Source organism: Sphingobacteriaceae bacterium GW460-11-11-14-LB5 (assembly GCA_002151545.1).
In the GTDB taxonomy this organism is placed as follows: domain Bacteria; phylum Bacteroidota; class Bacteroidia; order Sphingobacteriales; family Sphingobacteriaceae; genus Pedobacter.
Genome location: CP021237.1, coordinates 5,719,906 through 5,745,472, shown reverse-complemented (window position 1 = coordinate 5,745,472; position 25,567 = coordinate 5,719,906). Strand labels below are relative to the sequence as shown.

The 25,567-nt window shown below is 40.1% G+C and carries 22 protein-coding genes, 4 tRNA genes and 1 riboswitch; of the genes, 14 read left to right on the top strand and 12 right to left on the bottom strand.

Going from position 1 to position 25,567, the window contains the following annotated elements; translation table 11 throughout:
• The first annotated feature begins 56 nt into the window (after window positions 1–56).
• From CA265_23485 to CA265_23465, 5 genes are all read left to right on the top strand, one after another.
• Window positions 57–290, top strand: a complete 234-nt coding sequence (locus tag CA265_23485) for a hypothetical protein (GenBank protein ARS42457.1) — start codon at window positions 57–59, stop codon at window positions 288–290.
• 85 nt (window positions 291–375) lie between these two features.
• Window positions 376–570, top strand: coding sequence for a hypothetical protein (locus tag CA265_23480; GenBank protein ARS42456.1), 195 nt, complete (start codon window positions 376–378; stop codon window positions 568–570).
• A gap of 646 nt (window positions 571–1,216) precedes the next feature.
• Window positions 1,217–3,670 (top strand): bifunctional aspartate kinase/homoserine dehydrogenase I, encoded by a 2,454-nt coding sequence (locus CA265_23475; GenBank protein ARS42455.1) that lies wholly within the window; start codon window positions 1,217–1,219, stop codon window positions 3,668–3,670.
• Between the two features lie 15 nt (window positions 3,671–3,685).
• Window positions 3,686–4,618, top strand: coding sequence for a homoserine kinase (locus tag CA265_23470; protein ARS42454.1), 933 nt, complete (start codon window positions 3,686–3,688; stop codon window positions 4,616–4,618).
• A gap of 92 nt (window positions 4,619–4,710) precedes the next feature.
• Window positions 4,711–6,018, top strand: a complete 1,308-nt coding sequence (locus CA265_23465) for a threonine synthase (GenBank protein ARS42453.1) — start codon at window positions 4,711–4,713, stop codon at window positions 6,016–6,018.
• A 349-nt stretch (window positions 6,019–6,367) separates the two neighbouring features.
• Here the strand turns inward: CA265_23465 and CA265_23460 are convergent, their stop codons facing one another.
• The 8 genes from CA265_23460 to CA265_23425 all read right to left on the bottom strand — a co-directional run bounded on the left by CA265_23460 (window position 6,368) and on the right by CA265_23425 (window position 16,050).
• Window positions 6,368–6,781: a hypothetical protein gene (locus tag CA265_23460; protein ID ARS42452.1), complete on the bottom strand. Its 414-nt coding sequence runs from the start codon at window positions 6,779–6,781 to the stop codon at window positions 6,368–6,370.
• Window positions 6,782–6,859: 78 nt separating this feature from the next.
• Window positions 6,860–7,162: a hypothetical protein gene (locus tag CA265_23455; GenBank protein ID ARS42451.1), complete on the bottom strand. Its 303-nt coding sequence runs from the start codon at window positions 7,160–7,162 to the stop codon at window positions 6,860–6,862.
• Between the two features lie 45 nt (window positions 7,163–7,207).
• The gene (locus CA265_23450) at window positions 7,208–8,599 is read right to left on the bottom strand and encodes an aspartate aminotransferase family protein (protein ARS42450.1); all 1,392 of its coding nucleotides are present in this window, start codon (window positions 8,597–8,599) and stop codon (window positions 7,208–7,210) included.
• Window positions 8,600–8,725: 126 nt separating this feature from the next.
• Entirely contained in the window at window positions 8,726–9,679 is a 954-nt protein-coding gene (locus CA265_23445) for a methylenetetrahydrofolate reductase [NAD(P)H] (GenBank protein ID ARS42449.1), read from the bottom strand.
• Between the two features lie 73 nt (window positions 9,680–9,752).
• The gene (locus CA265_23440) at window positions 9,753–13,454 is read right to left on the bottom strand and encodes a methionine synthase (protein ARS42448.1); all 3,702 of its coding nucleotides are present in this window, start codon (window positions 13,452–13,454) and stop codon (window positions 9,753–9,755) included.
• A gap of 121 nt (window positions 13,455–13,575) precedes the next feature.
• Window positions 13,576–13,680, bottom strand: a riboswitch (SAM riboswitch).
• 116 nt (window positions 13,681–13,796) lie between these two features.
• Window positions 13,797–14,552, bottom strand: coding sequence for a hypothetical protein (locus CA265_23435; GenBank protein ID ARS42447.1), 756 nt, complete (start codon window positions 14,550–14,552; stop codon window positions 13,797–13,799).
• 38 nt (window positions 14,553–14,590) lie between these two features.
• On the bottom strand, window positions 14,591–15,157 hold the full coding sequence (locus CA265_23430) for a hypothetical protein (GenBank protein ARS42446.1): 567 nt from the start codon (window positions 15,155–15,157) through the stop codon (window positions 14,591–14,593).
• Between the two features lie 89 nt (window positions 15,158–15,246).
• Window positions 15,247–16,050 carry an N-acetylmuramic acid 6-phosphate etherase gene (locus CA265_23425; protein ARS42445.1) on the bottom strand — a complete coding sequence of 268 codons (804 nt, stop codon included), beginning with the start codon at window positions 16,048–16,050 and terminating at the stop codon, window positions 15,247–15,249.
• Window positions 16,051–16,240: 190 nt separating this feature from the next.
• Here CA265_23425 and CA265_23420 point away from each other — a divergent pair, with 190 nt between their 5' ends.
• From CA265_23420 to CA265_23405, 4 genes are all read left to right on the top strand, one after another.
• Window positions 16,241–17,848: a peptidase S41 gene (locus CA265_23420; protein ARS42444.1), complete on the top strand. Its 1,608-nt coding sequence runs from the start codon at window positions 16,241–16,243 to the stop codon at window positions 17,846–17,848.
• 152 nt (window positions 17,849–18,000) lie between these two features.
• On the top strand, window positions 18,001–19,134 hold the full coding sequence (locus CA265_23415; GenBank protein ARS42443.1) for a histidine decarboxylase: 1,134 nt from the start codon (window positions 18,001–18,003) through the stop codon (window positions 19,132–19,134).
• Window positions 19,135–19,212: 78 nt separating this feature from the next.
• Window positions 19,213–19,809 (top strand): short chain dehydrogenase, encoded by a 597-nt coding sequence (locus tag CA265_23410; GenBank protein ID ARS42442.1) that lies wholly within the window; start codon window positions 19,213–19,215, stop codon window positions 19,807–19,809.
• A 115-nt stretch (window positions 19,810–19,924) separates the two neighbouring features.
• Complete coding sequence (locus CA265_23405; GenBank protein ARS42441.1) at window positions 19,925–20,431, top strand: GNAT family N-acetyltransferase; 507 nt, start codon at window positions 19,925–19,927, stop codon at window positions 20,429–20,431.
• 132 nt (window positions 20,432–20,563) lie between these two features.
• Here the strand turns inward: CA265_23405 and CA265_23400 are convergent, their stop codons facing one another.
• From CA265_23400 to CA265_23385, 4 genes are all read right to left on the bottom strand, one after another.
• Window positions 20,564–21,073, bottom strand: a complete 510-nt coding sequence (locus CA265_23400) for a GNAT family N-acetyltransferase (protein ID ARS42440.1) — start codon at window positions 21,071–21,073, stop codon at window positions 20,564–20,566.
• Window positions 21,074–21,291: 218 nt separating this feature from the next.
• Window positions 21,292–22,593, bottom strand: coding sequence for a ribosome biogenesis GTPase Der (locus CA265_23395; GenBank protein ARS42439.1), 1,302 nt, complete (start codon window positions 22,591–22,593; stop codon window positions 21,292–21,294).
• Window positions 22,594–22,748: 155 nt separating this feature from the next.
• Window positions 22,749–23,255, bottom strand: coding sequence for an alkyl hydroperoxide reductase (locus CA265_23390; protein ID ARS42438.1), 507 nt, complete (start codon window positions 23,253–23,255; stop codon window positions 22,749–22,751).
• 16 nt (window positions 23,256–23,271) lie between these two features.
• Window positions 23,272–24,168, bottom strand: coding sequence for a GTPase Era (locus CA265_23385; GenBank protein ARS42437.1), 897 nt, complete (start codon window positions 24,166–24,168; stop codon window positions 23,272–23,274).
• 114 nt (window positions 24,169–24,282) lie between these two features.
• Between CA265_23385 and CA265_23380 the strand changes: the two genes are divergently transcribed.
• The 5 genes from CA265_23380 (at window position 24,283) to CA265_23360 (ending at window position 25,534) form a co-directional block, all read left to right on the top strand.
• Window positions 24,283–24,358: transfer RNA gene (locus CA265_23380), tRNA-Met, on the top strand.
• Window positions 24,359–24,428: 70 nt separating this feature from the next.
• Window positions 24,429–24,503, top strand: a tRNA-Glu gene (locus CA265_23375).
• A gap of 161 nt (window positions 24,504–24,664) precedes the next feature.
• Window positions 24,665–24,740 (top strand) — tRNA-Met (locus tag CA265_23370).
• Between the two features lie 69 nt (window positions 24,741–24,809).
• A tRNA-Glu gene (locus tag CA265_23365) sits at window positions 24,810–24,884 on the top strand.
• A 149-nt stretch (window positions 24,885–25,033) separates the two neighbouring features.
• Entirely contained in the window at window positions 25,034–25,534 is a 501-nt protein-coding gene (locus CA265_23360) for a hypothetical protein (protein ARS42436.1), read from the top strand.
• Window positions 25,535–25,567 lie beyond the last annotated feature (33 nt).

Here is a 25,567-nt window from a genome sequence, read left to right as displayed (position 1 = left end):
AAAAGATTAACATAATATTTGGAAATGAATTAAAGATTATATTTTTATGCAGTAACATGATCATAATGAACTGGGAACTACTTAGAAAAAAGATATATTATATTGATGGCTCCTTAAGGGATGTCTATATTAAAGATACAAGCATGGAAGATTGGGAAAAATGGATAGATCTCGTCAATACTAAATATGAAGTGAAATTTTATAATGTGCTTTCGGGTGAAATTGAAAGCCAGACAGATCATGCTATTGAAAGTAAAAATATCGAATATCAAAAAAATGACAGGCAATAATAGCTTAAAGAGCTTATCGATTATCTCATTAACAATCTTATTCCTGCTATTAGTCTGGAATATAGTCCCAATAATACAGATTAGAATGCAGTTGGTTAGTGATTTTATCCCTAACGACATTATTTATGAAGTAGCCAAACCTTATATCTACATCAGTTCGGTTTTGGTTTTTGCTAACATTATAGCATTTATATTATTCTTTCTCAAGAAATATTTACCAGTGGTTATTATGGGTAGTATTGCCTTTTGTATTCATGGAGTATATATTTTTTTGAATTAATTATACTTACTCATTTCCACCCCGCCCTGCAGGCACCCCTCCAAAGGAGGGGAATGAATATGCGCCAGAAAGCTAGCAAACCCAAATAACACCTCAACCCAAATTTAACTAAACCTGATAAAAGCGGCAGCTCCCGATTTCTCCATCGATGAAAAAGCATTGCCATCGGGACTATAGCGGTTAGCAGGGCTGCCATCACCGAAGCATTACCAAAGCACCTTTTCTAAAGATTTTAAAACTACTTATAAACTGCCTTGCTGATACCGCTCAAGAAGGGGAATGATTTGGTTTCGGGTTCAAAAAATACAGCTATTTCATCTGTTTAAACGTTTCAATAGAAATTTCGAAATAAAATTCAAAAAACATTTGCATTTTAAAAAAATAATCTTCTACTTTACGGTGTACAAAGTACACCAAGACGAGATGAATTTTAACACTTCAATTATTACAACAATTATTATTACCACCGGTATAAACCAGCGGGGCTAATTTGTTGTAAATTGAAAAAACATAAAACACAGAGAGCGTCCCGATGAAAATCGGGACGCTTTTTTTTTAACCCATGCTGAATGAAACCTGCACAAGCAACAATACAAACGATGAAATAATTTGCGCAGTACCAAACAGTTAAAACCAATATAAACTAATGAAAGTACTCAAATTCGGCGGCACATCCGTAGGTTCGGCCGAGAACATTAAAACCCTCTTACGCCTGGTTGGCGAAGAAAAACAGAAGAACAGCCCGGTAGTTGTATTATCGGCAATGAGTGGTGTAACCAATTTACTTACCGAAATGGCCGAAATGGCTGAGCGTGGTGAAGATTACGATACCCATTTAAAAGAAATCGAAGCAAAACACTTTGCTGTCATCCGCTCGCTTTTACCTGCGGCTGCACAAAACCCTGTGTTTACGCGATTAAAGATCTTTTTTAACGAACTGGAAGATCTGTTACAGGCAGTAGCCAATCTGCGCGAACTGAGCTTGCAGACCAAAGATCAGATTTTAAGCTATGGTGAGCGTTGTTCTACCTTTATGATCAGCCATATTGCCTCGAAAAACATCGGCGATTCAATTTATGTTAATGGATCTGACCTGATTAAAACCGACAGTAATTTTGGGCAAGCGAAAGTTGAAACTGAGCTGACCGAAATGCTGATCAACAATTTTTACCAGGAAAATAAAGACAAAGTACTTTTTGTTACTGGTTTTATAGCGAGCAATGCTGCCGGCAGGGTAACAACTTTAGGTCGTGGCGGCTCTGATTATACCGCAGCGGTTTGGGGTGCAGCCTTAAATGCAGAAGAGATTGAAATATGGACGGATGTAAATGGCATGATGACTGCTGATCCACGCATGGTGAAAAAGGCTTTCTCTTTACCTGAGCTGAGTTATACCGAAGCCATGGAGCTGAGTTATTTCGGTGCAAAGGTGATCTATCCGCCAACCATGATCCCTGCTTTTATGAAAAAGATTCCGATTGTGATCAAAAACACTTTCGAACCTGATTTCGCAGGAACTTATATCAAAAGCGATGTAAAAGCATCCAGTTTACCCATAAAAGGAATTTCTTCTATCGATCATATCAGCATCATTAACCTAACCGGAAGTGGCATGGTGGGTAAGGCAGGCTTTAGCGGGAGGTTATTCTCACTGCTTTCGCGCGAACAGATCAATGTCGTATTGATTACGCAATCCTCTTCAGAACACAGCATTACTTTCGCGGTTAAACCAACAGATGCTTCGCAGGCCATTTCTTTAATCAAAAAAGAATTTGAACTGGAGTTGGATGCTAAAAAACTAGAACTGCCGGAAGTTGAAAATAATTTGGCGGTATTGGCCATTGTGGGTGAAAACATGAAACGTACCCCAGGCATGAGCGGACGTTTGTTTAATGCGCTTGGCCGCAACGGTATCAACGTAAGGGCTATCGCTCAGGGTTCATCAGAATATAACATCTCGGTAATTATCAGCAAAGATGACCTATCGAAAGCAGTAAATGCAGTGCATGATGCCTTTTTTACCGACCTGAAAAGAACATTGAACGTTTTCTGTTTAGGAACCGGAAATATCGGCAAAACTTTGTTTAACCAGTTAAAGGAGCAGATGCCATTTCTGGCAGCCAATAACGATTTACAAGTTAAGGTAACTGGCATTAGCAATACACGCAAAATGATTTTCAGCGCCGATGGTCTTTCGTTAGAAAACTGGGAAACTGAGTTGAATACAAATGGTGAACCCGCAGATTTAGCAGGTTTTGTGGCAAAAATGAAAGCCCTAAACTTACCGAACTGTGTTTTTGTCGACAATACCGCTGCAGAATCGCCAATTGAATTTTATCAAGGCATATTCGAGAGCAGTATCTCTGTGGTAACCTGTAATAAAAAGGGAAACTCTGCCGATTATGCCCAGTATAAATCATTTAAAGATACGGCCCGAAAATTCGGTGTTGATTTTTATTACGAAACCAATGTAGGTGCAGGTTTGCCTATTATCCGTACGCTGCGCGAACTGATGATGAGTGGTGATAAAGTAGCGCGGATTGAAGCCATTTTATCCGGTACGATTTCTTACATCTTCAATAATTTCAAAGGCGAGGCCGGTTTTTACGAAACGGTAAAAGAAGCGCAGGAACTGGGTTATACCGAGCCAGATCCACGCGACGACTTAAATGGAAAAGACTTTATGCGTAAAATGCTGATCCTTGCCCGCGATGCCGGTTATCCATTAGAAGCCAGTGATGTGAAAATCGATAACATTTTGCCAGAAGCTTGTTTAAATGCATCTTCAGTAGAAGATTTCTATTCAGAATTACAGGCTAATGCCGCTTATTTTGAGAACCTGAAACAAACAGCTGCCAACGATGGAAAAGTTTTACGCTACATCGGCAAACTGGAAGATGGTAATGTAGAAATCAGTCTGCAAATGGTTGATGACAGTCATCCTTTTTATATGTTATCGGGAAGCGATAATATTATCTCTTTTACTACAGACCGGTATAAATCGCGTCCATTGGTGGTAAAAGGCCCGGGTGCAGGTGCAGAAGTGACCGCGGCAGGCGTTTTTGCAGATATCATCAATGTAGGTACATTAAATAAATAGTTAAGGCAATTAATAATGAAAGATAGTATAAAAGTTTTCGCCCCGGCAACCGTTGCCAACGTAGTTTGTGGTTTCGATGTATTGGGTTTCGCTGTAAATGAACCTGGTGATGAAGTTGAAATGCGATTTACCGATACACCTGGCGTGGTGATCAAAGGAATTACCGGCGATGATGGTCGATTGCCTTTAGATGCAGCGAAAAATACCGTAAGTGCGAGTGTACAACATTACTTAAAGCATATCAACCGTTTAGATGTAGGCGTAGAAATTGAACTGCATAAGAAAATGCCGATTGGCAGCGGCCTGGGCTCAAGTTCGGCCAGTACGGTTGCTGGCTTATTTGCCATTAACAAATTAATGGGCGATTTATTAAGCACTAAAGAGCTGGTTCCTTTCGCGATGAAAGGCGAGGAACTTGCCTGTGGGTATGGTCATGCCGACAATGTTGCCCCTGCTTTGTTAGGTGGTTTTGTACTGGTGAGAAGTTACGATCCACTTGATGTAATCTCTTTACCTACTCCTGCCGGCATGTATGCCGCAATTGTTTACCCTGAAGTAGATGTACCGACTAAAGATGCACGACAAATGATCCGCAGCAAAGTGGCCTTAAAAGATGCCGTTACCCAGTGGGGAAATGTTGCAGGTTTAGTGAGTGGACTATTTATGAATGATTTTGATCTGATTGGCAGAAGCATGAAAGACGTTCTGGTAGAGCCAACACGTTCGATTTTGATTCCTGGTTTTGAAGAAATGAGAAAACTCGCAATGGAAAACGGCGCAATCGGTTTCGGAATCTCAGGTTCTGGTCCATCTGTCTTCTCATTAACCAAAGACGAAGAAACGGCCAGAAAAATAACCAAATCGCAACAGCAACATTTACACAAAATAAATATTAACAGCAAAGCTTTTGTTTCTCCGGTTAACGCCGAAGGACCAAAAGTACTTTAAGTAAGGCTGGAAGGTAGAGGGTTTAAAGGTGGAGGGCTAAGCATCCAAAACCTTCCAACCTTCAACCTTTCAACCCTCCAACCTCATTAAAAATGAAACTATACTCAACCAACAATAAAGATTTACGTGTTTCTTTCAAAGAAGCCGTTTTTAATAGCATGCCGCAGGATAAAGGCTTATATATGCCTATTGAAATCCCACAGCTTGACCCCGAATTCATACAGAATATCGAAAAATATGCTTTACCTGAAATTGCTTACACAATAGCTTCAACCCTATTAAAGGATGAAATTCCAGCTGAAGATTTAAAAGCTTTAATTGATGATGCCATAAATTTTGAAGCACCAGCGGTTAAATTAGATGACAAAACCTATGTTCTCGAATTGTTCCATGGTCCATCTTTAGCGTTTAAAGATTTTGGTGCCCGCTTTATGAGCCGTGTGATGGCTTATTTCTTAAAAGATGGCGAACAACTTTTAGATGTGCTGGTTGCTACTTCCGGCGATACTGGTGGCGCAGTAGCCTTAGGTTTCCTGGGTGTACCCAATACCAGGGTAACCATACTTTACCCGGAAGGGAAAGTGAGTCCGATACAGGAACTGCAGTTAACCACCAACGGCGAAAATATCAGGGCTGTTGAAGTTAAAGGAACTTTTGATGATTGCCAGGCTTTGGTTAAACAGGCTTTTGCTGATGACGAGCTGAATGCTAAATTTAGATTGACTTCAGCCAATTCAATTAATATTTCGAGATTGATTCCACAAACATTTTACTATTTCAACACCTATGCGCAACTGAAAAAGCAAGGTTTTAAAGATGTGGTGTTTTCTGTACCAAGCGGAAATTTCGGGAATATTGGCGCAGGTTTACTGGCCTATAAATTAGGGTTACCTGTTAAACAATTTATCGCAGCTACCAATGTTAATGATACCGTTCCACGCTTTTTAGAAAGCGGTGTTTATGAAACCAAGCCATCGACCCAAACCTACTCGAATGCCATGGATGTTGGCGCGCCAAGCAATTGGGTGCGCATTATGGATCTGTTTCATAAGGATGTGGAAGCCATAAAAAAAGTGGTTACTGCTTACCGTTTTACTGATGATGAAACATTAGCAGGCATTAAAGAAATAAACAGCAAATTAAACTATGTGGCTTGTCCGCATACCGCGATTGCTTATTTGGCAGTTGAAAAATACAGAAGGGAAAACCCATCAGACGAAAGTGCAGCTGTTTTCTTATCTACGGCACACGCCTGTAAATTCCCTGATATTTTCCCTGCAGATATCGCCGCTAAAATAGAAATCCCTGAGCAGGTAAAAGCCTTAGAAAGCAAACCGAAACATGCTGATCAGTTAGGTGTGGATTTTGAAGGGTTTAAAAAGTATTTGCTTAAAGGGTAGTAAGTAAAATATAATCTATTTCGAAAGTTACTCATTCCCAACTTTGATTGGGAATCCTAATGCAGGTAACAGGCATTAAGATTCCCGCCTACGCGGGAATGACGTACTATAAGATTAGTATGCCTATTTCATACTCACTGCTAGGCGGGATTTGCAATCCCGTCTACAGAGCTAAGGATTTTTAATCCTTAATAAAAAACCAATGTTAAAGCTTAAATCGGATTATAAATCCGAAGGACAAAGGTCCGGATTACAAATCCGGACCAACTTCTGAACGAAATCTAAAGAGATAGATCTCTCTCCCAAACGTTCGGGACTGCGCTTCAGTCGAGATGACGACTCATTTCTATTATTTAGCGCCTTGCGATTTTAATGTTTTCAACTCGCGTTGCAATTCTTCAATCTGTAACTGTTGTTCCTTTATACTGGCCACCAAAAGCGGCACTAAACTTTCATAATCAACCTTGGTAATGGTGGCGCTTTTAAAAGCATTTTTTCCGGAACTGTAATCTTTTGACTGCACCGAAACGATCCCTGGAACGGCTGCCTTTGCATCGGCACCCACAAAACCATACTGTGGTTTAGCAGATAACTTCAACTTCTCAGCCCAGGCTTTATCATAGGTAAAACTTACCGGCTCGAGTTTAGTAACCTGGCCTAAGGCATTTTCTACCGGTTTAACATTGTTTTGCACCACTTCTTGTGCGCTGATTTTTAAAGAGGCAGCGATTAACAGCACTGCGAATGAAATTGCTCGTTTCATATATATTAGGTTGTAATTTTTGAAATAGAAAATTGGTTCCGCGTTTGCGAAACAGAAAATAAACTTAAAAAGATGAGTTTATACGGAAGGTGGCGGTGTTAAAACTTCCGGAAAGTAAGCCAGCTGAAACGAATGATCAGGAATAACTACCTTTTTTGAAGTTTGAAGGGTAAAATTCATATCGCCGTGAAACATGATCTGCTGAATGGCATATTCGGGTTCCACTTTCTTTTCTTCTTTCTCTGTTGCGTCGTCGTTTGTAGACAAATGTTCAACATTGTCGGCAGAATAACTTAAATACGAAACCACATGGCTCACTTTCAAGAAAAAAGCTAGTGCTATGCAGCTAATGAGGATGTATTTAAGGACATAAAACTTCATTCCTGCAAATATAAGCCCTAGGCCTTAAAAACAATAATTTTAAGGTTAAAGTTCTGTAAGAATTTCGAGCATTGTGGCAATGGCCAGCTCAACATCAGCAGCTGACGTTCTCCAGTTTACAAACGCAGCACGGATTCCTTTCCTCCCATTATAAAAGGTAGGAGTCATAAATACTTTTCCGCTTTCATTTAATTTATTCAGGAATGTTGCCACTAAACTTTCATCGGTTAGCGAAAAACAAACGGTATTTAAACGCACTGGTGCCAATAATCCGAAGTTTGGATTTTCATTAATGAAATCGCCAAACTGTAAAGCCACTTCAACATTACTTTCTACAATTTCCTGATAGCCTTGTTTTCCGTAGCTGGTCAGTGTAAACCATGCAGGTAAAGCTTTTAGGCGGCGGGAGTTTTCAGGCAGGAAATTTAAATAACTAAAATTTTCCATCGGATTGCCCAAATAGGCTGCATTTGAATTCTGAAAAGTTTCTACCTGCAGCAACTGGTGTTTTTCTTTCACCAAAAACACAGCGCTTTCGTAGGGTACATTTAACCACTTGTGGCAATCGACGGTAATGCTATCAGCATTTCCCCAGCCATTAAGCAGATGACTGTATTTAGGCGAACAAGCGGCAAAACCGCCAAAAGCGGCATCGATATGCCACCAGAAATTATATTTTTCTTTTAAGAGATTGATGGCTTCAAAATCATCAAAATCCACCGTATTTACCGTTCCGGCGCTAGAAATTAAGATAAAAGGTTCTCCTTTTAGTTCCTGTATTTTAAGTTCCAGATCGCTAACATCCAGGGCTTCGCGGTTGCCCTGCAGGACGTTTACTTGGATAAAATTGCCACTTCCCAAACCCAGCATCGATAAGGATTTAATGGCTGATGAATGTGGTGTGGCAGATAACACTTTTACATTGCCCGACACGCCTTCCCTGGCGAAATCTTTCCCAAATTGTTTGCCAATCCATTGTCTGGCAACAGCCAGACAGGTAAAATTAGAAAGTGTAGCACCTGTTACAAAACCACCGAAAAAATCTTTGGGTAGGTTAAATAACGAAAGTAATAACTGAATGGTTTCCAGTTCGATGATCGCTGAAACATCGCCATTACCTTTTGCACTTTGCGTATTCTGATCATATATCGTTGATAACCAATCGCCGGCGATAGCCGCAGGTGTTGTTCCACCGGTTACAAAGCCCCAATATCTGGGACCAGATGAGGCCACCATAATAGGTTCAAAACGTTGGTTAAACTGCTTCAGTGCTTCGATGGCACCAGAACCCTGATCGCTTAAATCGCGGATGATTTCAACTTCTGTATTACCGGCTGTTGGCCGTTCATGAATATGATTTAAATAATCTATGCCCTGCTGTTTAACCGTTGTTAAGATGGCATCAAGGTTTTGTTGGTCGGTATTTAAATTATTCATGATGATAATGTTTATGGAATAAAGAAAAATACGTCATTGCGAGGCACGAAGCAATCCTACAACGATCGCTAATTAACCCAGCGCTTTAAGATTGCTTCGTGCCTCGCAATGACGATGCTTTTTAGGCTAAAAAATAGCCTTCGCAATCTTTTTCGTCTGCTCAGGGCGACCCATCGTATAAAAATGTAATACCGGAGCGCCAAAATCAATCAGTTCTTTACATTGTTTAATCATCGCTTCCGTACCAATTTCTTTTGCCTCGTTATTGTTTTTAGCATGCGATAGCGCATCGGTCAACTCATCAGGTAAGTCGATGTGAAAAATCTTAGGCAACACATTCAACTGCGACAAGGTACTGATGGGCTTCAATCCTGGTATAATCGGTACATTGATATCGTTTTCCCTGCATTTCTTTACGAAATCGAAATATTTCTGATTATCGAAAAACATCTGCGTTACAATAAATTCAGCTCCTGCCTCTACCTTCTTTTTCAGGTATTTAAAATCGGTACTCATATTAGGTGCCTCGAAATGCTTTTCAGGATAACCGGCAACGCCAATACAGAAATCGCTTTTAAAGGTTTCAACATCTTCGTGCAAAAATTTACCTTCATTATGGTTTTTAATGTGCTCAATCAGATCTGTAGCATAACAGTGCCCGCCTGGTGTAGGAACAAAATTTCCATCTGCCTTACGTGCATCGCCTCGTAAGGCCAGCACATTATCAATACCCAAAAACTGTAAATCGATCAATGCATTTTCGGTTTCTTCTTTGGTAAACCCACCACAAATTAAATGCGGAACAGCATCAACTTTATATTTATGGATAATGGCCGCACAAATGGCAATGGTACCCGGACGCTTACGATAAGATACCTTTTGTAACAAACCGTTGGCTTGTTCTTTATAAATGTAATCTTCACGGAGTGAAGTCACATCAATAAAAGGTGGATTAAACTCCAATAGTGGTTCAATCGCATCATAAATCCATTGTATGCTTTGTCCTTTTACAGGCGGTAATAATTCAAAAGAGAATAAGGTTTTACCCTTTGCGTTTTTTATATGGTCTGTAATCTTCATAACCCTAATCCCGAATAATCGGGACTTTAAATTTTAATTTGTATACAATTCCCTGCCCTGTAGGGGCTGGGGGTTAATAAGCTAAATTCGGACTTAACCACCGCTCCACTTCTTCAACCGGCATATTCTTTCTGATGGCATAGTCTTCAATCTGATCTTTGGTGATTTTCCCTAAACCGAAATACCTCGAATCGGGATGCGCGAAATAAAATCCGCTTACCGCCGCTGTTGGATACATGGCGTAACTTTCGGTTAAGTGCAATCCGATTTTATTCTCCGCATCAAGTAACTGGAATAAAGTTCCTTTTTCAGTATGTTCCGGACAGGCAGGATAACCAGGTGCCGGACGGATACCTGCATATTCTTCTTTAATCAATTCCTGGTTGCTCAAATTTTCATCCTGTGCATAACCCCAATATTCTTTACGGACACGTTCGTGCATACGTTCTGCGAAAGCCTCTGCCAAACGATCGGCCAGCGCTTTGGCCATAATGCTGTTGTAATCATCGTAATTCGATTCAAACTCATTGACCAGTTCATCAATCCCGATACCTGCCGTTACTGCAAAACCACCAAAATAATCCTGAATGCCACTTTCCTTCGGCGCAATAAAATCAGATAAAGCATAATAAGGCTGACCATCTACTTTTTCGGCCTGCTGACGGAGGGTGTGAATAGTTACCAGTTGGGAGTTTTCAGTTTTCAGTTTGGAATCGTTTGATAACTGGGAACTATCAACTGTCAACTGAATATCGTCTCCTACTGTATTTGCTGGCCAGAAACCGATTACGGCTCTTGCTGTTAACAGTTTTTCGTCGAGGATGCGTTTTAATAAGGTCTGTGCATCATCAAAAAGTTTCTTCGCTTCGTCGCCTACATTTTTATCGTCGAAAATTTTCGGATAACTGCCACGAAGTTCCCAGGTATGGAAAAATGGTGTCCAATCGATGTAAGGAACCAGTTCTTCTAAAGGATAATTATCGAAAACCCTTGTTCCTGTAAATTCCGGAACAGGTAAGTTGGGTTGAAAATCGATCTTAAACCTATTTTCGCGGGCTTCTTCCAGTGTTTTAAAACGTTTATCCGATCGTTTATTTAAATGCGCTTCACGGGCTTTATCATATTCAGCCCTGATGCCTGCTACATATTCATCTTTTGTTTCCGGATTCATCAAGGTGCTGCAAACGGTAACACTTCTGGAAGCATCTAACACGTGGATAGCAGGTCCTGAATAATTTGGCGCTACTTTTACTGCAGCGTGGATTCTTGAGGTTGTGGCACCACCTATAATTAATGGAATGGTAAAACCTTCGCGCTCCATTTCTTTAGCAAAGTGAACCATTTCATCTAGTGATGGCGTAATCAATCCACTTAATCCAATAATATCGGCATTTATTTCTTTGGCTTTTTTAATGATTTCCTGTGCCGGAACCATTACGCCCATATCAACAATCTCGAAATTATTACAAGCCAGTACTACGCCCACAATATTTTTCCCAATATCGTGCACATCACCTTTTACAGTCGCCATCAATACTCTTCCTGCTGACGAATTCTGATCCTGATCCGGATTATCCAGTTTCTCCTGTTCGATAAACGGCAATAAATAAGCCACGGCTTTTTTCATTACCCTTGCCGATTTTACCACCTGAGGCAAGAACATTTTTCCCGCACCGAATAAATCACCTACAATGTTCATCCCGTCCATCAATGGCCCTTCGATCACCTGAATCGGGCGGGCATATTTTTGTCTGGCTTCTTCCACATCATCATCCAGATATTCAACAATTCCTTTAACCAAGGAATGAGATAATCTCTCTTCAACAGAACCTTTCCGCCACTCTTCATCTTTAACCACCTCTTTACCTTTCGATTTTACGGTATCGGCATATTCTACCAAACGCTCCGTGGCATCGTCTCTGCGGTTTAAGAGCACATCTTCTACCCTTTCTAACAATTCGGGTGGAATTTCCTGATAAACCTCCAACATTCCGGCGTTCACAATCCCCATATCTAAACCAGCCTGGATGGCGTGATAAAGAAATGCAGAGTGCATCGCTTCGCGAACGGTATTATTCCCCCTGAAAGAGAAAGAAATGTTAGAAACCCCTCCGCTCACTTTAGCATGAGGCAGGTTTTCTTTGATCCAACGGGTGGCATTTATAAAATCGACAGCATAATTGTTATGCTCTTCGAGTCCTGTTGCTACGGTTAAGATGTTCGGGTCGAAAATAATATCCTCTGCCGGAAAACCAATTTCGTTTACCAGGATATCGTAACTTCTTTTACAAATCTCTTTCCTGCGCTCGTAATTATCGGCCTGACCTTGCTCATCAAAAGCCATGACTACCACAGCAGCACCGTATTGCATAATTTTGCGGGCGCTTTCGCGGAATTTATCTTCACCTTCTTTTAATGAGATGGAGTTTACGATGCCTTTTCCTTGTAAACATTTTAAGCCATTTTCGATAACCGACCATTTAGATGAATCGACCATGATTGGCAATTTGGCAATATCCGGTTCAGAAGCAATGAGGTTCAAAAACTTAGTCATCGCGGCTTCTGAATCCAACATCCCTTCATCCATGTTCACATCAATTACCTGCGCACCACCTTCAACCTGTTGTAAGGCAACAGCCAGTGCAGCTTCGTAATCGCCACCCAAAATCAGCTTGGAGAACTTAGGAGATCCTGTAATATTGGTTCTTTCACCAATATTTACGAAAATGCTCTCCGGGGTAATGGTTACAGGCTCCAATCCGCTTAAACGCATGTAAGGCTCCAGTACCGGAATTTTGCGGGGTTCGGCTTTCCTTGCATTTTTAGCAATACAGCCAATATGTTCTGGTGTAGTACCACAACAGCCTCCCACGATGTTCACAAAACCTGATGCAATAAAGTCATCAACCAAATGTGCCGTTTCGTGCGGTTGTTCATCATAAGCACCAAATTCGTTTGGCAAGCCTGCATTCGGATAAGCCGAAACATAACAACCTGCTTTTGCAGCGAGTTCCTCAATATGCGGACGCATTTCTTTAGCACCCAAAGCACAGTTAAAACCAATACTTAATGGTTTTGCATGCATGACAGAGTTTAAGAAAGCTTCGGCAGTTTGACCTGAAAGTGTCCTTCCGGAAGCATCGGTAATGGTGCCGGAAATCATGATCTCCAGTTTACGGCCAATTACCTCTTCATATTTTTTAATGGCTACAATGGCCACTTTAGCATTTAAAGTATCGAAAATGGTTTCGATTAATAATACATCCGAACCACCATCAACCAAACCACGTACCTGCTCGTAATAAGCGGCTTCCAGCTCATCAAAATAAACCGCCCTAAAACCAGGGTCGTTTACATTAGGCGACATGGAAAGGGTACGGTTGGTTGGGCCAATAGCACCAGCCACAAAACATTTACGGTCTGGATTTGCAGCCATAAACTCGTTTACGGCTTCTTTTGCTACACGTGCACCTTCGAAACTCATTTCGTAAGAAAGGTCTTCCATCTGGTAATCGGCCATGGAAATGCGCTGTGTACTAAATGTGTTGGTTTCGATAATATCGGCACCAGACGCCAGGTACTCCAGGTGTATTGTTTTAATAATATCCGGACGTGTGATGTTGAGCAAATCGTTATTGCCTTTTACATCACAGGGATGGTTTTTAAATCGCTCCCCTCTAAAATCTTCTTCGGTTAAGGTATATCGCTGAATCATGGTACCCATTGCACCATCAATCACCAAAATACGTTTTTCTAATTCTTCTCTTATACCCATTTGTTGTGTAAAATGTGGGATGGAAAATGGAAAATGGCAAGACACATCATACATCTTCCATTATACATTATTACATCCTAAAAGGCTTATTTAAAAAGTTGGTACGTGAATCGTAATCCTAAACTTATCTGTTTCCGCTATTTGCAGAATAGAATTTAGCACCTTGTATGGTTACAGGTTGCTAAGACTTCGTTGGGTCTAATCCCTCCGTCTTTCTTAATAAGCATACAAAAATGCAACAAAGCAACATCAATTCCAAAAATTATCGCTTCGCTACCAAATAAAATTACAAAGGCCACGCAAAACTGCGCAGCCTTAAGAATATTGTTCTGTTATTTAGGTTTATCTTCTGTTACCGAAAATGCGTAACAGCGACAAAAACAAGTTGATAAAAGTGATATAAAGCGACAACGCACCCATAATTGCTAGCTTTTTGCTCTCATTTACACCTAAAGTGTTTCCATTTTCATCTAATCCTTCACCAATTCTTTTAAGCTCCTGAACTTTGTACGCAGTTAATGCAGTAAAAATCGCCACTCCGATAAAACCCATAATGTAACCCAATGTTGAGCTACCTAAAAACATATTGATTATGCTGATGATCACCAAACCGATTACACCTGCAAATAATATAGGGCCAAATTTACTTAAATCGGTATCTGTGGTATATCCCATTATTGCCATTACCGCAAATATCGCAGCAGCCGCAGCAAAACTAATTACAACTGATGGCAAGGAATAAGTTAACAAGATAAAGCTGAGCATTACTCCTGTTAATATAGAATAAAGCAAAAACACACCGATTAATGCCTGATAAGACATTCGCTGCATACCAGCACCCATTAAGAATACTAATCCTAGAGGAGCAAATATTGCGATGTATCCTAAAACGGTAAAGCCGCCCTTACCTGTTTGTGGGTTATAGGATAAAAGATAATCCAATACCGCCGGTGTACTGGCGATAAAATAAGCTGCAACTGTAGAAACAGCTAATGCGACGAACATCCATAAGAAAACATTTCCGAAGAAACGTTTAGATGCAGATTTTTCCTGTACAAAAACACTGTTGTCCTGATATTGATAATTTTGTTGTTCCATTTTAAATTTTATGTATTTAACTATATAAAAATAAATATTTAGTTTAATCTTTTTGTCAGTAGTTCTTCAACTTTTTTAAAGAACTGTAAAGGTTTTAAGGTGCGCCATGGCAGGTTGTCAAAAGCACCACCAAAGTTAATGTAATAATCGATGTTATTGTCGCGAAACTCGGTAATAACGTGTTGCTGAAAATTTACCCCAACAATCCAGCCGTCTTCTACTTCCTGAAACCACTCTTCGTAATAACTATCGTCAGAAGCATGGAAATTTAGCACATTTTCTCCGATCAGGATAAATTTATTAATACCTTCATCCATCATCAGCTCTAAAATATCGCGTTTCAGCAGCATAATATCGTTATTAATGGCATCATTCCACTCGCCTATAAACTCGATAATGGCATAACTGCGATCGTAATCGGCATATAACACCTTCATGTACAGGGTACTCGAACCAAATTCGTCCCACTGCGGGTGCAATAAAAAGTTATAAATCTGCTTATCGAAGTAAAGTTCTGAATATTCGGTATTGTAAAATGGCGATCGCTCATCTTCTGCCGAAATGTAATCATCTCTCCACTGATAATAAGGCTCAATTTCGTGCATACTTCTTTCTAATTATGAATGAGTGAATGTTTGGTATTGTGCTAAGCTCAATCATTCTTTAATTCTATCACTCAAACATGCTCTCCTTTTTAATGTCTTGCTGCAACAGCTTTACGTACACTTCCGTAACGGGTTAACAATTCGGCGGCTTCCTCATAACCAATATTTAACTCATCGGCAACCATTTGTGTACCGCGGTCTACCAGTTTATGATTGGTTAACTGCATATCAACCATTTTATTACCCACAACACGCCCCAGTTGAACCATAACAGTAGTGCTTAACATGTTTAACACCAGTTTCTGTGCAGTGCCCGATTTCATCCGTGTAGAACCGGTAACAAACTCAGGTCCAACCACCACTTCAACCGGAAAATCCGATTCTGCAGCAATAGGTCCGCCGGTATTACAAACAATGCAACCCGTTAAAATGCCATGCTTACGTGCCGTGTTTAAACCACCAATTACATACGGTGTAGTACCCGATGCGGCCAGGCCAACCAAACAATCTTTTTCATTAATTTCAAATTCCTGAAGATCTTTCCAGGCTTGTTCGGCATCATCTTCAGCAAATTCTACTGCTCTTCTAATTGCAGTATCGCCACCGGCAATTATCCCAACAACCCAATCAAAAGGAACACCATATGTAGGCGGGCATTCTGATGCATCTACTACACCCAAACGGCCGCTCGTACCTGCACCAATATAAAAAAGACGACCACCTTTTTTCATGCGCTCGGCAACTGCCGAAGTTAATTTTTCGATCTGAGGCAAAGATTTTTCAACTGCAAATGCTACAGTTTTATCTTCGTTATTAATGCCCTGCAAAACTTCTAACACCGACATCTGATCGATGTGGTCATAGTTAGATTCTTGCTCGGTAACTCTATTCATAAATTTAATTTTGATAAAATTCGGTAAATTCTTTCTAAAAACTGCGCTAAAAACCCAAAAATATCTGTCATAAATTTCAAGTGAAGCCTTCCCCCCGTTAATTAATGTTAAATATTATAAACAAAAGACATGAAAATGCAGTTAAAAAATATATCAACTCGCTAATTTTCATAAATTTGCAGTAACGCTGATGAAAAAAAATACCCGAAATAACATACTGATCGCTGTAAGCTATTCTGTAATTTTAATAGTGGGTATGTTTTTGGGCATAAAATTTATTAAAGATCAAGGCTTTGGCATTAAAAAGAGTCCTCAGCTAGCCAGCAATAGCGACGAAAAATTAAACGAAATCCTACACATCATCAACGGCAATTATGTTGATGACATCAATACCGATTCGCTTCAGAATTTACCTATCGATAGCGTTTTACACCAACTCGATCCGCATAGTGTTTACCTGCCACCAACTGATGCGCAAGATATGACCGATAACCTGGAAGGGAACTTTGAAGGTGTAGGCATAGAATATTACATGCTTAACGATACCATGATGGTGACCGGTGTGGTTAAAGACGGACCGGCTTACCAAGCGGGCATTAAATTGGGCGATAAAATCCTGAGTATTGATACGGCTGTAGTAAGCGGACGAAACCTGCCCAAAGATCAACTTACCGGTCGTTTTAAAGGTAGATCAGGTACTGGTGTGAGTGTAGTCCTTTTACACCCGGGCGCTCCGCAAAGTAACCGCATTATGGTTACCCGTGGAAAAGTAAACATCAGTAGCATTGATGCCGCCTACATGATCAATAACGAAACAGGTTATGTGCGGATTAGTAAATTTGGCGCCAATACCGATAACGATTTCTCTGCTGCAGCCAATAACCTGAAAGCAAGGGGCATGAAAAAACTGATTCTTGATTTACGTGATAATGGCGGTGGTTATTTTACCGCAGCTACAGGTTTGGCCGACCAGTTTTTAGCAGAGAATAAACTTATCGTGTATACACAGGGCAAACACGAACCACGTACCGATTATTTCTCTACCGGAACAGGTGCTTTTCAAAATGGTAAACTGGCGGTGTTGATTAATGAAAATACCGCATCTGCCAGCGAAATTGTAGCTGGGGCCATTCAGGATTTGGGGCGCGGGATTATAGTTGGCCGCCGCTCTTTTGGTAAAGGTTTGGTACAGGAACAATTTGCCTTTGGCGATGGCTCAGCGCTGAACTTAACCATCGCGAGATATTATACCCCATCCGGCCGTAGCATTCAAAAATCGTACAAGAAAGGTTATGATGCCTACAAACATGAATTAGACGAACGCATGATGGATGGAGAGCTTACCGGAGACCGTACCTCTTTTCAGGATTCTATTGAGAAAGCTGAAGGCGTAAATGTTCAGCCTGGCAGAAAAATTAAGCCCATTGGTGGTATCCAGCCAGATGTATTTGTGAAATTAGATACAACAGGCTACAATAAGTTTTACAGTAACCTGGTGAGCAAGAAAGTACTTTCTGATTATGTATTTAATGTCCTCACCAATAAGTACAGCGCCAGTTTTGTAGAGCAGAACATCAATATTTTTACCATGAACGATAACGACTTTAAAGACTTTATCGGGTTTCTACAACGCAAAAATGTAACAATAGATCGTTTCCAGTTATACAATTCGAAAAATGTGATCTTAAACGACCTTAAAGCTTTGCTTTGTCGCTATTACCTGGGCGATGTGGGCTACTACAAGGCAGCAAACCAGACCGACAATGCGGTAAGGCAAGCACTCCTTAACCTTCAGTAGCCATATTTTATATTTCATGGAGGATAAATGCATAGCTAGAATTAAATTTTAATTTCGACCAAACCAAATAATACAACATAATATTCTTAATTAAACACTAACCATAATACTATATTTTGTTTTGTTAATTTTGCCCGTAAATCATATTTTTTATGGAAGCGAGCAAATTACAGGAAAAGGATCAACAGGTATTAAATGATCTATTAGAAAAGGTTAAGGAACAGACCGATTTATTTTTAGGTTATCCTGTTTCAAAAGACTTCGACTATCAGGCATTATCCGATTTTTTAAAATATCCGATGAACAACCTGGGCGATCCTTTTGTTACTTCAACCTATGGCGTAGGCTCTCGTGAACTGGAAAAAGAAGTCGTGCAGTTTTTTGCCGAACTTTTCCGTGCCCCTGCTGATAATTGGTGGGGTTATGTAACCAATGGTGGCTCAGAAGGCAATCTATATGGCTTATACCTCGCCCGCGAATTACATCCTAAAGGAATGGTTTATTATTCTGAAGCTACACATTATAGCGTTCAAAAAAACCTGCATCTACTCAATATGTCGAACATCGTGATCCGCACACAGGAAAACGGAGAAATCGATTACGAAGACCTTGAACACACCATCAGGATGAACCGCCATATGCCTGTTATTATTATGGCCAATATTGGCACCACCATGACCGAAGCGCGTGATGATGTGGCCAAAATTAAAAGCATTTTAAAAAAACTGGCTATCCAACATTATTATATTCACGCCGATGCGGCACTGTCTGGCACGTACAGTGCCTTAATTGAGCCAAGACCAGCATTCGACTTTGAAGATGGTGCAGACAGCATTGCCATTAGTGGTCACAAGTTTTTCGGCTCGCCGATGCCTTGCGGAGTGGTGGTGGCCAAAAAATCGAACCGTGACCGCATTGCCCGTTCAGTAGCTTATATCGGAAGTGTTGATACCACCATTACCGGATCCAGAAATGGCCATAGTCCCTTATTTCTATGGCACAGCATTAAACGCTTGGGCTTAGCAGGATTAAAAAGCAGGGCGATGCACAGTTTGGCAACAGCAGCTTATACAGAAAACAAACTTAAAGCGATTGGTATTGCAGCCTGGCGGAATGTAAATGCCATCACCGTGAACTTCCCTACCCCATCTGCAAACATCTGTAAAAAATGGCAGCTGGCAGCAGAACAGGGACATTCGCATATCATCTGTATGCCAAACGTCATGCAATCACATATCGATCTTTTAATTGCTGATCTTAAAGCTGAAATGATGTTGCAGGATTAACCTGTTATACAAACATTTTAATAAAGCTGATGTTTAATAACGATGCTAAATTAGTATTCGCACATTAAACTGCTTTATATGAAAATAATAATTGTAGGCGCAACAGGTACACTGGGCAAAAAAGTAGCCGAAGCTTTTGCGCAAAAACATGAGATAATCCGCGTAGGAAATACCAAGGGCGATGTTCAGGTAGATATTACCAATGAAGCATCGATTAAAGCCATGTTTGAGCAGATAGGTCCTTTCGATGCACTGATTAGTACCAGCGGAAAAGGTCCTTTTGCACCTGTAAGTGAAATGACAGGGGAAGTATTTAAGCGTGGCCTGCTGGATAAACTATTGGGGCAGGTTAACCTGGTGCTTATCGGTCAGCACTACATTAATAAAGGTGGCTCATTTACGCTAACATCGGGCATATTGGCCGATCATCCGGTTGCAGCAGGCGCCGCACTAAGCGCAGTAAATGGAGGGTTAAATTCTTTTGTCCTCGCGGCTGCTCCGGAACTTAAAAACGGGGTTCGTTTAAACGCCATCAGCCCTAATGTGGTTGAAGATTCGCCCGCTTATTTCGATTCATTTCCCGGCGAAATTCCAGTTACCATGGATAAAGTAGTCAAAGCCTACGAGAAAAGCGTGCTGGGTATTGTAACAGGCCAGGTAATAAAGGTTTATTAATTTCGCCCCTCATTTTTAATAAATCCAGGACATCGTTTTTTAACAAAAGCTTGTTCTAAAATTTTGGTTATTCAAAACTCAAAGTATTATATTAGTCTGTCTAACAATCTCAATAATGATAGAAACACAACGCCTCATTTTAAAACCCTTAACACACAATCAGCTCTTAAAATATATTAAAGATGATCATTCCCTTGAACAGGAGTTAGGCCTTTTGCCAACAAAGAAAAACATTTCGCCTTCTCTTCACGATGCGCTGGAACAAACCATTTTACCTAACGTTTTCGATAAGGATAAAGATTACCTGTACCATACTTTATGGACGATTATATCCAAACCCGATCATAGAATGGTAGGCGATATCTGTTTTGTTGGTGAGCCCGATCCCAATGGCGAAATCGAAATTGGTTATGGTACCTACGAAGAATTTAGAGGAAAAGGATTTATGACTGAAGCCGTTGGCAGGATAATAGAATGGGCAAAGGAGCAGCCCAAGGTAAAATCTGTTTTTGCGGCCACCACGAAAGATAATGTAGCCTCTTATTCTATATTGGAAAAAAACAACTTTACCCATATTGGAGAAGTTGATGATATGTTAAGCTGGAAAATTGAATTGAGGTAAATTTTACCAACATCCTGAATTTATTTCAGGATCTACCCAAAGGTTATTTTTTTACATGAGAGATGCTGAAACAAGTTCAGCATGAGGATCGTTTATTTCAGCAAGACGATTGCTTTATAAAAATTCCAGTTTTTATAGCACAATCTCAAACAGACTTAAACTAATTCCTTCATAGTGTTTTGGTAATCCATCAGTTTTTTCCATGGTTACTACACCAACATAATCAAAACCGCAACCCGTATAATATTCGAGCAGTTTTTCATTGTCGGCCCAGGTATCCATTCTGATAAATTTAATGTTGTTTTTTGCTGCGTAATCTTTGGTCCATTTGATAATCTCTTTCACAAAAGAATAACCTCTAAATTCGGGATGGGTTACAATCCGATGGATATAAATTGCATCGTGGTCGCGATCACCCCAAATCAAGCTATCGTTAAAGGTAACAGCAAATACACAGGCCACTAAGCCATCTACCAGAATTTTATATTGACGGTTTTCATCAATTTCGGCCTGTACCATTTCCCTGCTAAAGCCTTGCCAGTGTTTGTTAAACACTTTCTTTTGATGAGCTATAGCCATATCATAAAATTGGAAAATGGTATCGATATCAGTTGTCTGGCTATTTAGAACTTGTAATTGCATGAGGCAAAGGTAAGGGTAAATTTTTATCTGTTAGCCGGGATGGACAAATCCTGGCTTTTGGTGGATTTCAAAATCCACAACACCCTGCGACGAGATTACAAATCTTGACAAGCAAACAAAAACAGGGCTATTTCTCAAAGAAACAGCCCTGTTTTAAATACGTTGATTTGTAGGTATATTGACCTTACGCCTTCCACCTTTAAACCTTCAACCTTACCTTATTTCTGTCTGAAATAAATCTGGATTGGTGCACCGGAAAAATCAAAGTTTTCCCTTAATTTATTCTCAATGAAACGTTTATACGGATCTTTAATGTACTGAGGCAAGTTGCAGAAAAAGGCAAACATTGGCGAAGTGGCATTAATTTGTGTGATGTATTTAATCTTAATGTGTTTTCCTTTTAATGCCGGTGGCGGGAATTTCTCGATCAATGGCAACATCACATCATTTAATTTAGATGTAGGAATTTTCTTGCTCCGGTTTTTATAAACTTCTAAAGCCGCTTCAATGGCTTTGAAAATACGTTGTTTGTTTAATACAGATGTGAAAATGATCGGCACATCGGTAAACGGGCGGATACGCTCATGAATCTGCTCCTCGAAAGCTTTCATGGTCTGGGTATTTTTTTCAATTAAATCCCATTTGTTAACCAGAATTACGATCCCTTTTTTGTTCTTCTCGGCCAGGTGGAAAATATTAATATCCTGACTTTCGATTCCTTCTACCGCATCAATCATTAATACTACCACATCAGCCTCTTCTAAAGCTTTAATGGTACGCATAACCGAATAAAACTCTAAGTTTTCTTTAACCTTTGTTTTTTTACGTAATCCGGCGGTATCGATCAACATAAATTCATGACCGAACTGGTTATAATGGATTTTAATCGAATCGCGGGTTGTACCTGCATTTGCGGTAACAATATTACGTTCTTTACCAATTAATGCATTAACCAAAGAAGACTTACCCACGTTAGGACGACCTGCAATGGTAATTTTAGGCAGCTGGTTTTCCTCTTCCGCAATATCTTCGAAATTTTTAACAATTTCATCCAATAACTCTCCTGTTCCAGAACCTGTCATGGATGACAATGGATATACTTCGCCTAGTCCAAAACCATAAAAAGTATGGATTTCATTGTATAAAGCGGTATTATCTACTTTATTTGCACAAACAAAAACCGGTTTGTTACTTCTGCGCAATACCTGCGCAATATCATCATCTAAATCGGTAATGCCTGTAGTTACATCGACCATAAAAACCAAAACACTGGCTTCTTCGATGGCGATCATTACCTGCTCGCGGATTGCGGCTTCGTAAACATCTTCTGAGTTGGCTACGTAACCACCCGTATCGATTACGGTAAATTGTTTATCTATCCATTCGCCCACACCATAGTGCCTATCGCGGGTTACGCCGCTCATATCATCTACAATGGCCTTACGGCTTTCTGTTAGTCTATTAAAAAGGGTGCTCTTGCCTACGTTTGGCCTGCCTACGATGGCTATAATATTACTCATGGGTGTTCTTTTGATAGTTAATGGCTTATAGTTAATGGTCGTGGTGTTTAGGCAAGCTGCTCAAACTATTTGGCTATCAGCCATTGACTATCAACTACTAACCGATTTATTTCGGGCTGCAAAGGTACGGTTATTTTTCGTAACCTCTATTAATATTAATTTTTATACTTCTCTAAAAGTCCTTTTATGACTTCTTCGGTTAATTGATTTCCCTGCAATAATGGGAAACCCTCCCACCTTACTATTCCTTTCGGATCAATTAAAATAGCATGCGGAATACCTTTAACCTGAAGTGAGTCTTTTACCGTTCCCTTCGTATCAATAGCTTCAAAATAGTTGATTTTAGGATTACTAAAAGCTTCTACTTTTTCTGCTGCTTCATCAGAAACACCAATAATTACCATTTTATCAGCATATTTCTTTTGAATATCGTTTAATGTAGGGATATATGCCCGGCATGGCCCGCACCAGGTTGCCCAAAAATCGATTAAGACAAACTTGCCTTTGGTATCGGGCTGTTTCGAAATCCACTTTTCCACAACCAAATCCGGTGCTTTTTCATTCAGGATAGATTTTGCCCACAATTTTTTACCATTGTTTGATTCCTGGGCAAAAACTGTTGTACCGATCAACAGCAAGAGAAACGTTAAACTTTTCTTCATCTCCTAAAATTCGAAATTAATTATCGTAACCGAAGCTTTTTAAATAATTCTTTTTGCTTCTCCAGTCAGGGATTACTTTAACAAACATTTCCAGGAAAACCTTGCTATCTAAAAACTTCTCGATTTCTAAACGTGCCTCGGTACCCACCTTTTTCAACATACTCCCGCCCGTACCGATTAAAATGTTCTTTTGCGAATCGCGTTCTACCACAATTTCTGCAGTAATCCTGATCATGGCACCTTTACCGTTTTTCATTTCTTCTTCTTTAAAACTCTTCACAATGACCTCGGTACTGTAAGGAATTTCTTTCTGATAATTAAGGAAGATTTTTTCACGAATAATCTCAGAAACGAAGAAACGTTCTGAGCGATCGGTTAAATCTTCTTTATCATAATATGGTGGATGTTCTGGCAACATTTCCAGTACGCGGTCCAATAATCCGTCGACATTGTGTTTATGTAAAGCCGAAATGGCATAAATAGCAACCGGATTTAGCTTCTCCTGCCAGTAGGCAATCTTCTCGTCAACCTGTTCCTGTAATGCTTTATCGATTTTATTGATGAGTACAATTGTTGGGATATTACGGTTCAGAATTTTTTCCAGAACGTCTTCCTCATCATGCTCTTCATTAATGTCGGTTACGAATAAAAGTACGTCCGCATCAGTCAAAGATCCGTTAACAAAGCTCATCATACTCTCTTGTAAACTGTATTTTGGCTTAATTATACCCGGAGTATCAGAGAAAACGATCTGATATTCTTCTTCATTTACGATCCCTAAAATGCGGTGTCTTGTGGTTTGTGCCTTAGGAGTTATAATGCTAAGTCGCTCGCCTACAAGCACATTCATGAGGGTAGATTTACCTACATTTGGTTTACCTATTATACTAACAAAACCTGCTTTATGCGCCATTAAAATATTTTTTAAAAAAAATTTGCAGCACAAAGAAACGAATTATATCTTTGCATTCCAATTCGGAAACAGAGTTAAGGATTTAATTCAAAGAAAAAAACGAGTTGTATAGAGTGCGGGGTGGAGCAGTTGGTAGCTCGTCGGGCTCATAACCCGAAGGTCGCACGTTCGAGTCGTGTCCCCGCTACCAATTCAGTTGGTGGTTTACAATTGGCAGTTTTAATTGCACATTGTAAACTGGAAATTAAAATGCTGAAAATGGCCCGTTCGTCTAGGGGTGAGGACGCCAGATTTTCATTCTGGAAACAGGGGTTCGATTCCCCTACGGGCTACGAAACCGCTACAAGAGCTGAGCAGTTTTTTTTATCAGTTTCAACACTGCAAAATTGAAGGTTGGTATTCCTTAAAAATACATGAGAGTGCGGGGTGGAGTCCCGAAACTTCGGGAGTACGCTCGCTGAGCTCATAACCCGAAGGTTAAAATGACAACATAGAGTGCGGGGTGGAGCAGTTGGTAGCTCGTCGGGCTCATAACCCGAAGGTCGCACGTTCGAGTCGTGTCCCCGCTACCAATTCAGTTGGTCGTTATCAATTGGCAGTTTTAATTGCAAATGATAACTGGAAATTAAAATACTGAAAATGGCCCGTTCGTCTAGGGGTGAGGACGCCAGATTTTCATTCTGGAAACAGGGGTTCGATTCCCCTACGGGCTACGAAAAGCATCAATCTGATAAAGATTGGTGCTTTTTTTTGCTCCATGAAATAGCAATGGGTATAATCTTTGCCAACATTCAAATAAAAACACAGCCACTATTTGTAACAAGTCTAAATAAGCTTATATTTGCCGCATATCCTCCAAACAGATATGAACAACCAGCAATTTATCGATTTCTTTAATCTACATTGGGGCAATGTTTATGGGTTAGCGCTATCAAAATGTGGCGACGAGGTAATCGCCAAAGATATCTGTCAGGATATATTCTTATCCATCTGGAAAAGGGAAATCACATTTGAAAATGAGGTGGAAGCATCCAAATATCTTGCCCGGTGTACCAAATATCAGATTCTTAATTTTTTCAGGAACAAGAAACAACAGGAAGAAATTACGGATGTAAACTTTGGCAGCGAGATTGAAGCTTTACGATACAATCCGGAGGCGATGCTGCTTGATAAAGAACTTTCAGGAGAACTTGAAGTGTTTATATCAAACCTCACAGAACCAACTAAAAGCATCTTTCTACTGAGCAGAGAACAGCAGCTGAGTTATAAAGAAATTGCATCAGAATTGGGAATAGCTGTAAAAACGGTTGAAAAACATATTTCGCGTGTACTTAAGGAGTTTAGGGCAGTTCTCAACCCTGCTTAAAGTATCCAATCATCCTCAAATAAAATATTTTTC